This window comes from Streptomyces sp. NPDC045022, assembly GCF_056432605.1.
In genome coordinates this window covers 19,568-33,691 of the sequence record NZ_JBWKIR010000049.1, presented here as the reverse complement: position 1 = coordinate 33,691, position 14,124 = coordinate 19,568, and the positions used below count along the sequence as shown (strand labels likewise).

At 68.7% G+C, this 14,124-nt stretch carries 16 protein-coding genes and 1 pseudogene; 6 read left to right on the top strand and 11 right to left on the bottom strand.

Translation table 11 applies throughout. The annotated features are described in order from the left end of the window. Nucleotides 1-252: 252 nt before the first annotated feature. The 6 genes from AC07C1_RS39600 to AC07C1_RS39575 all read right to left on the bottom strand — a co-directional run bounded on the left by AC07C1_RS39600 (nucleotide 253) and on the right by AC07C1_RS39575 (nucleotide 4,627). Nucleotides 253-798 (bottom strand): hypothetical protein, encoded by a 546-nt coding sequence (locus AC07C1_RS39600; protein WP_478946974.1) that lies wholly within the window; start codon nucleotides 796-798, stop codon nucleotides 253-255. A 182-nt stretch (nucleotides 799-980) separates the two neighbouring features. Continuing rightward, a complete protein-coding gene (locus AC07C1_RS39595; protein WP_478946973.1) occupies nucleotides 981-1,196 on the bottom strand; it encodes a hypothetical protein in 216 nt (71 codons plus the stop codon). A gap of 326 nt (nucleotides 1,197-1,522) precedes the next feature. Continuing rightward, nucleotides 1,523-1,768, bottom strand: a complete 246-nt coding sequence (locus AC07C1_RS39590; RefSeq protein WP_478946972.1) for a DUF5133 domain-containing protein — start codon at nucleotides 1,766-1,768, stop codon at nucleotides 1,523-1,525. 429 nt (nucleotides 1,769-2,197) lie between these two features. Beyond that, a complete protein-coding gene (locus AC07C1_RS39585; RefSeq protein WP_478946971.1) occupies nucleotides 2,198-2,410 on the bottom strand; it encodes a helix-turn-helix domain-containing protein in 213 nt (70 codons plus the stop codon). A 353-nt stretch (nucleotides 2,411-2,763) separates the two neighbouring features. Further along, a complete protein-coding gene (locus AC07C1_RS39580; protein ID WP_478946976.1) occupies nucleotides 2,764-3,702 on the bottom strand; it encodes a L,D-transpeptidase in 939 nt (312 codons plus the stop codon). A 265-nt stretch (nucleotides 3,703-3,967) separates the two neighbouring features. Next, nucleotides 3,968-4,627, bottom strand: coding sequence for a hypothetical protein (locus tag AC07C1_RS39575; protein ID WP_478946970.1), 660 nt, complete (start codon nucleotides 4,625-4,627; stop codon nucleotides 3,968-3,970). A 755-nt stretch (nucleotides 4,628-5,382) separates the two neighbouring features. On the opposite strand from AC07C1_RS39575, the gene AC07C1_RS39570 reads away from it, so the two are divergent. The 3 genes and pseudogenes from AC07C1_RS39570 to AC07C1_RS39560 all read left to right on the top strand — a co-directional run. Further along, nucleotides 5,383-6,738, top strand: coding sequence for a phosphatase PAP2 family protein (locus AC07C1_RS39570; protein ID WP_478946969.1), 1,356 nt, complete (start codon nucleotides 5,383-5,385; stop codon nucleotides 6,736-6,738). Between the two features lie 287 nt (nucleotides 6,739-7,025). Then, nucleotides 7,026-7,442, top strand: coding sequence for a CBS domain-containing protein (locus AC07C1_RS39565; RefSeq protein WP_478946968.1), 417 nt, complete (start codon nucleotides 7,026-7,028; stop codon nucleotides 7,440-7,442). Between the two features lie 298 nt (nucleotides 7,443-7,740). Next, nucleotides 7,741-7,995: pseudogene (locus AC07C1_RS39560) on the top strand (IS5/IS1182 family transposase); the annotation flags it as partial. A 29-nt stretch (nucleotides 7,996-8,024) separates the two neighbouring features. Here AC07C1_RS39560 and AC07C1_RS39555 read toward each other — a convergent pair. Then, on the bottom strand, nucleotides 8,025-8,480 hold the full coding sequence (locus tag AC07C1_RS39555) for a MarR family transcriptional regulator (RefSeq protein WP_478946967.1): 456 nt from the start codon (nucleotides 8,478-8,480) through the stop codon (nucleotides 8,025-8,027). Next, complete coding sequence (locus tag AC07C1_RS39550; protein WP_478946966.1) at nucleotides 8,477-8,962, bottom strand: MarR family winged helix-turn-helix transcriptional regulator; 486 nt, start codon at nucleotides 8,960-8,962, stop codon at nucleotides 8,477-8,479. The genes AC07C1_RS39555 and AC07C1_RS39550 overlap by 4 nt, the downstream gene beginning before the upstream one ends. Before the next feature lie 174 nt (nucleotides 8,963-9,136). Between AC07C1_RS39550 and AC07C1_RS39545 the strand changes: the two genes are divergently transcribed. Next, a complete protein-coding gene (locus AC07C1_RS39545; RefSeq protein WP_478946965.1) occupies nucleotides 9,137-9,271 on the top strand; it encodes a hypothetical protein in 135 nt (44 codons plus the stop codon). 59 nt (nucleotides 9,272-9,330) lie between these two features. Here AC07C1_RS39545 and AC07C1_RS39540 read toward each other — a convergent pair whose 3' ends face one another. From AC07C1_RS39540 to AC07C1_RS39530, 3 genes are all read right to left on the bottom strand, one after another. Next, on the bottom strand, nucleotides 9,331-9,900 hold the full coding sequence (locus AC07C1_RS39540) for a hypothetical protein (RefSeq protein ID WP_478946964.1): 570 nt from the start codon (nucleotides 9,898-9,900) through the stop codon (nucleotides 9,331-9,333). 517 nt (nucleotides 9,901-10,417) lie between these two features. Next, nucleotides 10,418-11,590: an acyl-CoA dehydrogenase family protein gene (locus tag AC07C1_RS39535; protein WP_478946963.1), complete on the bottom strand. Its 1,173-nt coding sequence runs from the start codon at nucleotides 11,588-11,590 to the stop codon at nucleotides 10,418-10,420. A gap of 96 nt (nucleotides 11,591-11,686) precedes the next feature. Further along, complete coding sequence (locus AC07C1_RS39530; protein ID WP_478946962.1) at nucleotides 11,687-12,487, bottom strand: crotonase/enoyl-CoA hydratase family protein; 801 nt, start codon at nucleotides 12,485-12,487, stop codon at nucleotides 11,687-11,689. A gap of 102 nt (nucleotides 12,488-12,589) precedes the next feature. On the opposite strand from AC07C1_RS39530, the gene AC07C1_RS39525 reads away from it, so the two are divergent. Together AC07C1_RS39525 and AC07C1_RS39520 are read left to right on the top strand one after the other, a co-directional pair. Further along, the gene (locus tag AC07C1_RS39525; protein ID WP_478946961.1) at nucleotides 12,590-13,117 is read left to right on the top strand and encodes a winged helix-turn-helix transcriptional regulator; all 528 of its coding nucleotides are present in this window, start codon (nucleotides 12,590-12,592) and stop codon (nucleotides 13,115-13,117) included. Between the two features lie 322 nt (nucleotides 13,118-13,439). Further along, nucleotides 13,440-13,949: a hypothetical protein gene (locus tag AC07C1_RS39520; protein WP_478946960.1), complete on the top strand. Its 510-nt coding sequence runs from the start codon at nucleotides 13,440-13,442 to the stop codon at nucleotides 13,947-13,949. The last annotated feature ends 175 nt before the right edge of the window (nucleotides 13,950-14,124 follow it).

The window sequence follows — 14,124 nt, the reverse complement described above, 5'->3', positions numbered from 1 at the left end:
CGCACGTTCACGAAGCTCAGCAGGGTATGGGGACGGACGTGCCATGACTCGATCCTCTCAGGGAATCGAGCCTCCATCAGACCCGGAGCGATTCAGTTGTGCGTCCTGGGTACTGAAGACGAAGCGCTCCGATTCTGAAGACGAATAGCAGAGGCTCCGCCGGGGCCGCCCTCCGGCGGAGCCTTTGGGGTGACTGAGATCGCGTTCGAAGTCTTCCTTTCACGGCGGACCCTTGGACTGGTGCCGAGCGGGTCAGCCGTCGGCTTCGTCCTCCGGCCCGGGCGCGTCGCCGATGGCAACGCGCAGCTCATGCATGCCTTGCAGAATGTCGATGAGGGCCTCTTCCGCCCCGCTCAGAGCATGTCGGGTTCCCTGCGTATCACCACGCTCCGCGTGCCACTGGGCGCTGAGCGTGTACACCGCCGTCATCACGGCGGCAAAGGCGGCCTCGCGGCCGGGTGGCAGTTCTTCCGCCTCGGGTTCGGAGAACTGCAGCGCGGTGCGTTGCAGCCTGTTCGTCAAGACGTTGATGGCGAGGCCGGGATCCGTTCCAATCTGTTCCCCCCAGCCGAGCAACGTCTCAAGGACGTCCTCGACCTCCTCTTCCTCGTCCAGACGGGTGGCGGCGGTGATCTCGAGCTCCGTTTTCGCCAAGAGACTGCCCAGCAGGTGCAGGCGGTCTTCTTCCTGCGGCCCCTTGGGTCGTTTCACCGGATCTGCCACCGGCTCAGCCGCCAGAGCGGCCAGCGCTGCGTAGATCTGCTCAGCACTTACCGGGTGCTCGCTACTGATGCTCACGCCTTCAGCATCACCCAGCGAAGGCGTGGCCGCCCGCTCAGACACGAAGGAGTACGGCGGTGACGGCGCCGTCTCGGTGAGGGCGCCGGCATCCGCGGCGTGCGCCCGGAGTCGATCGCCCTGTCGCTCCTGTGGAACGTCATGACGGCCGTGCCGTACGGACGACTCTTGCCGGTGAACAGCTAGGGGCCCCACCGGGTACCGACGGCGTCCGGCCACCGCTTCCGGCCACCGCTTGCGGGCAGCCCGCCGCGTAGTACGCCGTCGCGGCCGCCCGCCGAGGACTCGGACGAAGCGAACGGCCCCGCCGGGTGACTGGGTGCGGCGGCCAGCGCGTGCGCGGCCTCTTCGGCGTCACCGGCGCCGACGAGGAGGGCTCCCCCCTCCTGCAAGGTCACCCGATGCCAGGGTTCGAGATCGTCGGGAGCTGGACGTCAGGGGCTCAGGGAACTCCGGGCCGGGGTTGTCGTCCGTTGGAACGACTCCAGGGTCCGTCACCCCTCTCCGGCACGGCACCGTGGCTCGGGAGTGCGGTGCGACACAGCGCGACGCCGAATGCGCAGTCCGGATTGTCACCGAGCAAGGCCGAGACCGCGACCTGTGCCGGTCTCGGCTTTACTGTGCGTGCTCCTGCGGCGGCACCTAGAGTGGGCGCCCCTGTTGGGCCAGACAGGTACTTTGAGAAGCCTCCGGCCTGCGCAGTCCCTCGGGATGCTTGTTCAGGTCAGGCAGCCAAGGTCTGGGTCGCTTTCGCGGCCGCACGGCGGTCCGCCCGCATCTCCTCCAGCAGGGCGTCGGCGGCGATGAGGGCTTGGTCCAGCGACTGGGTGCCGGTGATGACGCACAGCGTGTAGGAGGTGTCCTGCAGTTCTCGGCTCGAGTGGCCGGTGGGCTGCAGGTCGTGGCGGAAGCGGGCGTCGGCGAAGCGGGCCAGCACCGCGCGCAGTTCCTTCTCCGCAGGCAGCAACACAGCGACAACCTCTCTCGAAAGGCGGGCCGTCTCACCGGGGCCCGCGGCATCCGTGAGCGCACACCCGGCGGGTGGCACCAGAGCTGGAAGCGGTAGATACGTCCTCCGCCGAGTCGTCTGCCCCCGCGAGATCACCGTATGCGCCATTCCTGCCGCGTTCCGCTGACGACACTCCTCACTACTCTTCCCCGCACTGCCCCGGGCAGCGATCAGGTCATGCCATGAGCTCACCAATCTCCGCCTGACACAGGGCATGACCCGCCCTCTGGTCCCGAGACCACCAACCCGGCGAACGTAGGCGGTCACAGCGCTGATGACTCTCTGTGCGGTGAGAACGTACGACCGGTGGCTGGTTCACCTGCCGGTGGACCGGCTAACCGATGGCCGGGCCCGATGACGGCGTCCTGGCGTCGGGCTTCCGCGGGGCTGTCATCGCGCCGACCGGGCGGTGTTGGTGCGCACATCGCCTCCCCGGGCCCTGAGGGGTACGCCCGCTTCGCTGAGCACGCGATGTACGAAGCCGTAGGACCGACCATGGGTCTCGGCTATGGCGCGGATTGATCGGCCCTCGCCGTACTCCCTCGCGAAGGCTTCGGCCAGCTGCTCGCGCGCGCCACCTGTGATCCATTTCCCCTTGTGCATCACCATCTCCTCTCGAAACGTCGAGACGTGATCACCGATTGCCCGCGAAGCCGCCATCCATGTGGCTGAGATGCCCAGTTGCAACGAGCTGCGGCACTGGCTGCCTGTCAGCGGCCACGGTGCAGTGCCAACGGGCGCAGCTGCCGCATCGTCAGGTTCATGTGGTACCCGCTCAGCTCTCTTCCCCCGCCGCCGTGCTGGGAAGGCCCAGTTCACAGGCTCGTGCAACCCGCTTTGCAGCATCGACCGCTTACGAGTGCCCTGGTGAGTCCACGGCCGCCCCGAAGCGCGCGGACGACGGCGCCCTCGCGGTCGACGTCATCAAGTGGTGACCGGCACCGCCACCGCACGCGTCACAGCGTCCCGGTCGTCCCCTTCCCGGACGCGCTGCCCGCGAGCCACTGGTCCCATCCCAGGTTGAAGGCGGCGTAGCCGTTGTCGGCCGGGGCCTTGGCTCGGGGAGAGCCCGTGATGGTGACGGGGTCGCCCTGCTTGACCTGGCCGTAGAACCACTTGGCGTCCGACATGGACAGGTGGACGCAGCCGTGCGAACCGCGGGCGCTGCCGCTGCCCGGATTGGGGTCGCCGGTCGAGTAGTGCACGTACGTGCCGGACTGGGTCAGGTGGACGTCCCAGGGCAGCGTCAGGTCGTAATAGTTGGGGCTGCCCTTGTCGCAGCTGATGCCGACACTGCAGGAGGTCATGTGGACCTTCTCCTGCTTGTCGATGACGGCCATCGTGCCGTTCCACGTCGGATACTCAGAGCTGCCCGCGTTGATCGACAGGGTGCGCAGCACCTTGTTGTTCCGGGTCACCTTCATGGTGTGGCCGACTACCGAGACATCCGCGCGCACGTCGTCGCCGATCTTGAAGGTGTGCGTGTAGCTGCGCACGCCGTAGCGCCCGTTGCCGTTGCTGACGCCCTTCATGTCGGCGTCGATCTTCACCTGCGTGCCGGCGGGCCAGTACGTCTTCGGCCGCCAGTCGGCGCGCTTGTCGCCGAACCAGTGCCAGGCGCCGACCACCGGCTGCGAGGCGCTCACCTTCATGTGCTTCTCCACCGTGGCCCGGGCCTTAGCCGCCACCGGGTTCGTGAAGACCACCGAGATCGGCATGGCGACACCGACCGTGTTTCCCGTCTGCGGGGTGATCGTCTCCAGCAGCATCGGCGGGCCCGCGGGTTTCGTCGGTGACGGAGAGGCACTCGTGCCCGGCTCGCCCGACGCCTTTGCGTCGCCCCCGCCCGCCTTGTCACTGCCGCCCCCACCGCAGGCACTCGCGCCCACCAGCATCGCACCCGTGACGAGTACGATCCCTATGCCGCCCTTGCGCCGTCCCACGACCCGCCCCGCTCTCTAGCTCTTCGGCCCTGACGGGCCCCACTCCCTGTAAGACAGCGAGGTGCGGGCCGCAGTTGCGTGCGTCGCGTAAAACGTGTCTCAAAACTCGGTGCGCACCGACGGATCGGGAACGATGGGGGCGCGAGATCGCCGCCTCGCACGCGCGACGGAGCTGGCCTGTGGCGGTGAGGGCCGTGTTTCGGCTGGTTGATGCGGCTCACGCCTGGATGAGGCCCACGGTGACGGCATAAGGTCGTGGCGGAGGAAGCCGGCGTAGCCCCGCCGGACCCCTACCGCACCCGGCGCCGGTGGAGAAGACCTGTACGGCCTTCACCGGGGCACTGCTCGACACCTGAGCCTGGAGCCGGAGGCCCGGGGACGTTTCGTTCCGTAGGCTCGGCGGCGGGATGACCAGCCTCAGCATCGTCTGGCTCGTGCACGGCCGGACCGGCACCTTCGCCGCGGCCGGCCCGGTCAGCGGCGGGTTCGCGGTGACCGACGCGTTCGTGGCAGCACAACTGGCCCGGCTCGTCGACCGGTTCGGGCAGACCCGGGTTCTGCCGCCCTCACTGCCCGCCCACGCCGTGGCGGTGGCCGTCCTCGCGTCCCTGGTCGCCGCCGATGCCTTCAGGAGGGGCTGGATCGTGGCACCGGTCAGGACCACGACCAGTCCGAGCCCGAACGGCGAGCCGACCGCGAGCAACAGCGAAGTACCGAGCATGAGGGCACTGGTCGCCGCCAGCAGTTGCTCCGGCGGCGTGGCACTCCACCGGCGCAGCCCGTGCAGTCCTCCGGCCGGCAGACCCCTGCAACTGGAGACGGCGAAGATCGGGGCCGCGGCGCCCGGTGCACCGTGCTCCACCACGAAGGCGGTCACCCACACCTGCATGGCACCGAAGAAGACCCCTAGGGGTGAAATTGAGGCCCATCAGTACGAAGACCGCGTTCTCCTGGCTCGGCTCCGCCAGCGCGGCGGGCTCGGCCGCCGCGGCGGCAGGCTCCGGCTGGGCGATCGACTCTCTCAGGGCACGCGGTGGCTTCACGGTCACCGCCGCGGCCGCCGCCGCGATGACACTCCGGAGCCTCGCCGGCCTACGACTGCTGCGCACACCGAAGGGGATTGGCTGCGGGCCTTCATGCTCAGCCTGCCGATTCCTCTGATCGCGTGGTGGCTGTGCCCGTCGCGGCCCTGGCTTGCCCTCGGTTGGGCATGCGCGAAGTCGTACGTGGCCCAGTCGCTGACCGTGAGGTCCCCGATGCGCTGGTAGAGGGCGCTGCCAGTCGCGTTGGGCGCGTTCGTCAACAGTGCGACCTCCGTTCCACCCCCGGCCAGCGCGGCTCGGCTCACCTCGACTGTCAGCGCCCGCGTAGCCGCGCCCGCGGCGTACAGTGCCAGCGCTTTTCGGTAGCGCGGGGCAGGATGTGGCGGCTTACCGATTTCGTGGTCCTCCCAAGACGCCGGCCAGGGAACGCGGGATCGGCCGGCCTTCGTGCCACCCTCGCCAGAGAAAGCCACCCGCAGCGCTCCGATAGCATGTTCGAACTCGCGATGGTTGCCCTCATCGCCCGTCCTGCACGTAATAACCCACATCAAACAAACAGGCCAAACGATTGATATCTAGAGCATCGCGGGTGTTTTCGCGGATAAACGGCAAAATCGCGTTGGCTACGTGGCGTCAACCGCGGGCGATACTGTGGGCCACCGCGGGGGTGGCGGCCCTCGGATTCCTCATCGCGCTGGAGATCGCCGCACGTCGGTACTGCGGCGTGCCGGGGCCGATTACCAATCAGGTGCGAGAGGTGATATTCGCCCCCAAACCGGGCCCGCTGTACGGCGGTATGGCGTTGATGATGGTGGTGCTCACCTGGCGGCAACGGTTCATCGCGGCTGGTGTCGCGATCGGCATCGATGTCGTCTTCTTTCTGGTGCGGTGGGCGGTCGACGCCAAGATGACCGATGGCCGTTTCTTCGGCAACGGCGCGTTGTGGGTCATGTTGGGCTGTGCGGTCATCGCTGTCACGCGCCGCACCGGCCGGGAGCGCGTCCTGCTGCTGAAGGGCGTCGGGCTGGGCCTGTTGCTGGTGGCCGGTCGCAAGGCCGGCGACACCTGGCTACTCATCACGTCGAAGACCCGGCCGATGCCGCTCGACCAGTACGTGGCAACCGCCGATCACGCGCTGGGCAATCCCTCGTGGCTGGTGGGCCGGGTTGTCGCGGCCACCGACCCCATAGGCACCCATCTTCTCGAGTTGGTCTACGCGCAGCTCGCGGTGGCCGCGGTTGTCGTCGCGCTGTACCAGCTGCGTAACGTGGCGGCCGAGCGCCGATTCCCCCGCCATCATCTGGTGCGCACCTTTCTGGTGATCGGTCTCCTCGGGCCGGGCATCTACATGCTCTTCCCGGTGGTCGGGCCGGTCTTCGCCTACGGCCCGGGCGCCTCCGGCACCGGCGGCGTGCACTGGGCCGTGGCCAACCTGTGGCCGCACACGCCGCCACCGATCAGCACCCCGCACCCGATGTCATACGACGAGATCACCCCCCGCAACTGCATGCCCAGCCTGCACACCGCGTGGGCTACCGCAATCTTCATTCACTCCCGCAAGGGCCCACGGACACTGCAATTCGGAGGCGCGTTCTGGCTGGTTGCCACGCTCAGTGCGACGCTGGGCTTCGGGTACCACTACGGCGTGGATCTCGTCGCCGGCGTGGTGTTCGCGCTCACGATCGAGGCAGCGCTGCGCTCCCTCGAACGGGGCTGGGACCGGGCAGGAATCCAGCTGGTCGGCTACGGCGCGACGGTCTTCGCCGCGCTCCTGGTGTCGTACCGCTATCTGCCGGTTGAGATGGCCGGACATCCGTGGGTGTTCGGTCCGCTTCTCATTCTGGCGATGACCTCGGTGATTTACGGCTATGTACGGACCACCAAACTATGGGAACCGGCGGCCGCACCAATGCTGCGACCGGAACCGCAACCCGAACCGGTTTGAATCGTGTGGCACCAGGTCGCGGCTGAGTGCTTGCAGCGGCTGCAGAGTGTGGTGGCAAGGTGCACGCGGGGCCGCCGGTCACGGCAGCCACTGGCTGCGGGAACCAGTGCCCCGGTCACTTGATGCCGGTGACTGCGGGCGCTGCATGTGTGTTCCCGGCCGGCCACCCGCGTTACTGCTCGTGATGTGTGGGAACACATGCCACATCCACTGAGGAGATCGCGCGGCCTGCGCACGACGCGACGCGAAGCACAGGTGCGGGCTGCGCGGCTGAGGAAAGGACTCCTATGACGAAGGCGCGGGACATCATGACCGGCGGGGCCGAGTACATCGGCGCGGACGAAACGGTGCTGGACGCGGCCCGCAAGATGAAGGACCTCGGGGTAGGGGCTCTGCCGATCTGCGGTACCGACAACAAGCTCAAGGGCATGCTGACCGACCGGGACATCGTGGTGAAGGTCCTCGGGGTGGGCAAGGATCCCGCCACCTGTCCCGCCGGGGACCTCGCCCAGGGCGAGGCGGTCACCATCGGCGCCGACGACGACGTGGAAGAGATTCTGCGCACGATGGCCGAGCACAAGGTCCGCCGGCTGCCCGTGATCGACGGACACGATCTGGTCGGCATGGTGGCCCAGGCCGACGTCGCACGCTCCCTGCCCGACCCCAAGGTCGGTGAGCTGCTGCAGGCTCTGTCCACCGACTGAGAGCACACCGGTACGTCGAGCCCTGGCCGCTGCTGCCGGAACGTGGGCGAAGGGCGGCCGGGGCCCGGGGGCATACGGGTCGGCACCCCGACCACGACTGCCGGCCGCCGCTACCGGGCACCATGCATCGCGGCAGGCGGCAGTCACCGTCGACTGCGTCCAACAAGTAGGTACCGGTCAGCTGCGCGGAGACCACCCTGTCCCCATCACGGTTCACCACGCTCACGCTCGGCCACCGGTCTGCGCCGTGATTCGATCTGAGGCCATGTCCGAGGCGGATGGCACCGAGACCGCCTTCATCAAGGCCGTCATCCCGGAGAAGAAGGACCAGGCCGCCAACCGGAAGAACAAGGGCAGCAGGGGCGGCCGGTCGGTCAGCCACGACGCCGAGCTCTACAAGGCCAGGAACACCGTCGAGCGCCTGATCAACAAACTGAAAGCCTGGCGCGGAATCGCCACCCGCTACGACAAGAGACCCGAAAGCTACCTCGCCGGCCTACATCTCCGCGCCTCCATGATCTGGATCAAGGACCTCACGCGAACCATTCTGTGATCACGGTCAGTTACAGGACCGGTCGGGAGTCAGGCTGTCAGCGCCGCAAGCTCCGCGTTGGCGCGCTCGGCGACCAGGGCGAGGACGCGACCGGCGGCGGCCAGGTCCTCGGCGGGTATCCCGCCCCAGATCCGGGCGGTGATGGGGGCGGTCTCCGCGCCGGCGGCGGCGAGCAGCTCGCGCCCCGCGTCCGTGGGGCGAAGGCGCGTGCCGTCCGTGATGAGCAGTTGCTTGGCCAGCAGCTCGTCGAGGGTGGCGCGGATGTCGGCCGGGTCGGCCTTGAGGGAGTCCTGGACCTGGGCGATGAGATCGTCCGGCGTCCGTGGGGTGTCGGTGGTGATGGCGGCGCGCAGGGCGACCTGCTGCTGGAACGAGGCGCCGTGCCGGGCCAGGACTTGTTCCAGTACGCCGCGGGCGGCGTAGTGAGCCAGGCCGAGGGCGCGAGCGTCGGCGATGGGTGCAGTGTTGGACGCGGTGGCGGTCATGGTGTTCTCCTCTGGTCGTTCGGCAGGGATGGAGTGAGAGATGCGTCGAGCAGGGTCGTCAGCTCGTCGGTGAAGGCGCGCGTCCGCAGGGCGCCGAGGCCGCCGAGTGGCTCCAGCAACTGCTGGTGCAGTTCCTGGACCACGTCGATGGCCTGCCGCGTGACGGCCTGGCCCTGCTCGGTGAGGGCGAGCTGTACGGCGCGCGGGTCGCGGGGATCGCGGGTGCGCTCGATCAGGCCGGCCGACTCCAGGGCGCGTGTCAGCTTCGAGACGTACAGCGCCTCCAGGCGGGCGTGGTCGGCGAGGCGGCGCTGACTGGGCCGCTCGCCGGCGCGCTGCATGCCGTGCAGCGATGCGACCAGCGAGTACTGCGCGTGGGTGAGGCCCAGCGGCGCCACCGCGCGATCGACCGCGACGCGCCACTTGTTGGCGAGCCGCCACACCAGGAATCCGGGCGTGGGGCCCGGTGAAACCTTGCTCATGCCGAATAGATTACATGGCTACTATGTCCATGGATACTATTTTCCGGTGGGTGTGACGGCGCCCCCAGCTCGGCGCGACAACGGACCGACAGAACGCCTCCAGCAGGACCGCCTTCGCCGCCCCGTCACATGATCAAGACTGAAGACAGGCCCTAGCGGACTAATGGCATCGGGATGGGCGTCCAGGTCGCCCGGCGCGACGGCTGGGGCACCCCGGAGCCGGTGAACGTCTCCTTCGACTGCTCCAAGTTCAGGTACGCGTACGGGGGCAACTTCGCCTTCTTGAAAGACGGCGCCCAGCCGCCGTAACAGCACACGGACGGGGGCACGGCGCTTGCGGCGTGCCCCGGTTCCGATCGGGCTGCCGGTCAGTGCATGAGGGGGGTGACGGAGCGGGCGTGGTTCCACATCCCGTGCAGTTGCTCGAGGGGCCGCTGCTGTTCACCGTGCAGGGCGTTGAGGACCACCAGGCATCCGGTGAGGGCCGGTACCACCCACTGCACGCAGGCAAGCTGCCGCTGAGCCTTGTCGATGTCGAGGGGGGACTTGGCCGCTTTCTCGGCGTCCTGGGGGTCTGAGGAGGAGGCGAGTTCGATCTTCTTGCCGAGGAGACGGGCGTAGGCGGTGGTTGCCAGAGCCACTGCGGTGATGACCGTCTTGGCCGTGGTGGACGCGGCCACGCCTTGCTGCTTGGCGACCCGGTGGGCGTTGACGGCCAGCAGGCCTCCGCCCCCGTACAGGTGAGCACCGATCGCGGCGGCATTGACCGGCGCCCACTTCGCCCAGCCGGCGGACGCGATGCGCGTCTGGGCCGTCTCCGTGGAGCCTTCCTGCCGCGCTGCGCCGTTGAGTCCCACCGCGCCCATCAGGGAGCCGCCGAACCAGGCCGCCAGTCCCAGATCGTGCAGACTGCGGATGACGGTATTGCGTCCGGACATGGCTGTGCTCCTTCTGAGTGCGGAAAGCATGAACCGACAGAGAAGTCGACTCCCAGACCACCTTCGCCCGGTCCTGACCCGGCCGCTATCACTGATGGCCCAGACGGGGACCCGCTCGCAACGACACTGCTCGAGCGTGCCCGCACAGCACGGACCTCGTCGGGACGGGGTCGTTTTCGTCCCGGACAGCCGCAGCAGCTCGTGCATCGCCGTACCGGTTGGGGACGCGGCAGGCGAACTGGACGGCCGTGCAGTAGCTGGTGGGGACACCGTCGGTGGGCGGGATGTCCGGCTTGGCGCGCCTGGGGCCGGGGATGAGGGCGAAGTCGCCGATGACGGTCGCTGCCAGGGTGACGGCCGAAGGGACCGCCCTGCGATGATCAGCGCGGCCACGCCGCTGTCCGACGGTGTCTGGTGCAGGACGATGTAGGGGGCTGACGTGGTCGGGCAGGGGCATGTGTTCCTGCCCGACCGGGGGATGGCCCGGGTACGTGCGCAGGGGAAGTGCGGGCGGCGCCTACTGGATGCGGCGGCCGGAGAGGGCGCGGCTGATGGTCAGGCGCTGGATCTCACTGGTGCCTTCGTAGATGGTGAAGATCTTGGCGTCGCGTGCCCAGCGCTCGACGGGACAGTCGCGGGTGTAGCCGTTGCCGCCGAGGATCTGCAGGGCGCGCTCGGTGGCGCGCACGGTGACCTCGCTGGCCTTGAGCTTGGCCATGCTGCCTTCGGCGCGGGCGAAGGGCTTGCCGCGCATGAACATGTGGCTGGCGCGCCAGACGAGAAGGCGGGCGGCGTCGATCTCCATCGCCAGGTCGGCCAGGGTGAAGGCGACGGCCTGGTTGTCGATGATCGGCCGGCCGAACTGCTCGCGGATGCCGGCGTATTCCAGGGCGTACTCGTAGGCGGCGCGGGCCACGCCGACGGCCATTGCGCCGATGCCGGGCCGCGTCGTCTCGAAGGTGGCCATGGCGGCGGGGACGCGGACGCGGGTTGTTCCTTGCCGGGCGGTGGCCAGGCGCTGGTCCACGGCCTCCTTGCCGCCGAGGACCAGGTCGGCGGGGATGCGTACGTCGTCGAGGACGACCTCGGCGGTGTGAGAGGCGCGCAGTCCGTGCTTGGAGAACTTCTGTCCCTGGCTGAGGCCGCGGGTGCCGGGAGGGATGAGGAAGAGCGCGTGACCGCGGGCGCCGAGGTCGTGGTCGGTTACCGCGTTGACGACATGGACACGGGCGATGCCGCCGTTGGTGGCCCAGGTCTTGGTGCCGTTGAGCACCCACTCCTTGGTCGTCCCGTCGTAACGGGCGTGCGTGCGGATGGCGGCGGCGTCGCTGCCGGCGTCCGGCTCACTGGCACACAGCGCCGCCACGGTGAGGTCGCCGGGGGTGCCGAAGAACTCGGGCAACCAGGTGTCGATCTGTTCCTTGGTGGCGGCGCCGAACAGGGCCGCGACCGGCAGGAAGGTGCCCAGCAGCGCCTGGCCCATGCCACCGTCGCCCCAGAGGATCTCCTCGGCGACCACGGGCTGCAGAAGACCGGTGGGGTCGGCGAGCATCTGCAGTGCGAAGTCGGGTGTGTAGAGGCCGATCCTGGCAGCTTCCTCGATCACGGCCCACGGCATCTCCTCGCGCTCGTCGTACTCGGTGGCCCCAGGGCGCACGTACTTCTCGGCGAAGCCATGGGCCCATCTCACGGGCCTCGGCGATCTCGGGTGGCAGGTCGAACAGGTCGGGGGGCGTCTTGGCGGTGGTCACAGCGAGAGCCTCCTCAGGATGGCGGTGCGGAGTGGTCAGCGGCCGGTGAAGACGGCGTCGCGGCGTTCGATGAAGGACGTCACGCCTTCGGCACCGTCGGCGGTGCCGATGAGCCGGGCGATGTCCGGGCGCAGCTCGGCGATGGCCGCGGCATCGCCCAGCTCGCGGGCCCGGTGAGCCGAGGCGAGGGCGGTGCGCACGCCCAGGGGCGCGGACCGTTCGCTGATGACACGAGCGATCTCCTTGGCCCGCTCGACCGCCGTCGCACCGTCGCAGACGACTTCCTGTACGAGACCGATGCGGTGAGCCTCGGCGGCGTCGAACTCCTCGCCGGTGAGGATCCAGCGCATGGCGTTGCCCCAGCCGGCTTCGCGAGGGAAGCGGAAGGTGGCTCCGCCGAAGGGGTAGATCCCGCGGCGAATCTCGAACTGGCTGAAGCGGGCGTCCTGGGCGGCCACGCGGATGTCCGCGGCGAGCAGCAGCTCGATGCCCAGGGTCATCACCCATCCCTGTGCGGCCGCGACGACGGGCTTGGACCAGGTCCCGTCCAGCCGCCACGGGTCGCGGCCGCCCTCCGGGGCGGCGAACTCACCCGAGGCCAGTTCGGCGCCGACGTCGAGCATGTCCAGCCCGCCGGTGAAGTGGTCGCCGTGGGCGAACAGCACCCCGCACCACAGGTCGTCGTCGGACTCCAGCATGCCGTAGGCGGCAGACAACTCGCTGATCATCTGCTTGGTGAAGGCGTTGCGCTTGGTGGGGCGGTTCAGGCCCATCAGCAGCACGTGGCCGTCCCGTTCGACGGTGACTGCGGCTGCGCCCACAGGCTTGGAGCTCATCACTCCTCCTCATAAGTTGCATGATGAGACTCACGAGACGCTAGTGGGGTCAGGTCACCGAGGGCAAGTGAATCTCATGATGAAACTGATAAGCTCTGCGTCATGAGACGGACCTCGTTCGACGGCTGGCCCTGCTCCATCGCCCGCACCGTCGACATCCTGGGAGACGGCTGGACACTCCTGGTGCTGCGCGAGGTCTTCTACGGCGAATCCCGCTTCGACGGCTTCATCACCTCGCTCGGCATCGCCCGAAACACGCTCACCGACCGGCTCAGACGCCTGGAGGACGCGGGCCTGCTACAGCGGCGCGCCTACCAGAGCGACCCGGTCCGCCACGAGTACCTGCTCACGGACAAGGGCTGCGACTTCTTCGGGGTCCTCGCCGCGATCAACGCCTGGGGCGACCGATGGCTGGCCGGCGACGAGGGCATCCCGGTGGTCATGCACCACACCACGTGTGACCACGAGACTCAGGCCAAGGTGGTCTGCTCCTCGTGCGGCGAATCGCTGAGCCACCAGGAGGTGGCCGTCCGGACCGGGCCCGGCTACCCGGCCCGGCTGCTCGACAACCCCGACATCGAACGGCGATTCACTCCCGACAGCCGCGCGGAACATACCGGCGGTGGCTGAAACCCGTCGGCCGGCGTCCGGTCTGGTCGCCACAACCCGAGGCTCCCACGCCGCCAGTACTCCATCCAGCGCCGTCGCGCCCGGCAACTGCCCACTCACGAAGGCGATTCGGGGTCGGTGCCCTGCTTCGAGCGCAGCAGCTCCCGCCCATGACTGCGGTTGCTTGCCCGTGGTCAGCCGGTGTTCGACGGGTTCACCCACGTCGTAGTGGGGTGCGGTCTCTGGTTTCTCAAGCCGGGCATGGCAGTGGCTGGTGCCAGGGGCGGCGGAGGGTTCGGTCTACCTGGTTCAGCCCGGCTCGTGTCTTCAGTAGCCTCACACCATGCTCTCCGACACGGTCGCTGTAGGCGTTCTCACCTTCATCGGCACCGGGTTGGCCACGGGAGCTGGACTGTGGCAATGGCAGCGAGCCCAGGCTCGCGAAGCACGGGCGAGCTTCCACGCCAAGCGGGTGGAGGCTCTGGGGGAGGTGTGGGAGGCACTGTCCGCGCTTGAGGAAGCCCAGCGTACGTCCCTCTCTCACCGGGATCCCCCTGCCGAGACCGGGGCAAGCAGGCTGGCGCAGGTCAACCTCCTCCTTCTGCGGCGCTCGCCCTTCCTCCGGCCGGACGAGCAGGAGTGGGCGCAGGCTTTCGCGCAGCATCTGGCGGAAATCGACACCTTGGTCCGGGCGGGGCTGGGCGACACTCCACCCGATGACGACTGGTGGGAAACGACCGCGCTGATACCCCCCTCATCACATGTAGCGGCCTTGGCCGCACATCAACTCATGATCCTGCGCGGCAAGTTGGGCGGACGTTACGCTGCGGTCGTGCGAGGAGACAGCGAATGAAGCCGCGTCGTGGACGGTTCTGACCTGCTGGGATGTCCCTCGAACGGTGCGCCGGACACGATCGGTGCGCTGTACGGCGCTCTCCACCACGGCCGGATCGATGCCGGGCGGCCATTGCGGACGCCGGCCGCGCTGTCTCAGCCCACAGCGGCCGACAGCCGGCTCGTCCCGGCCG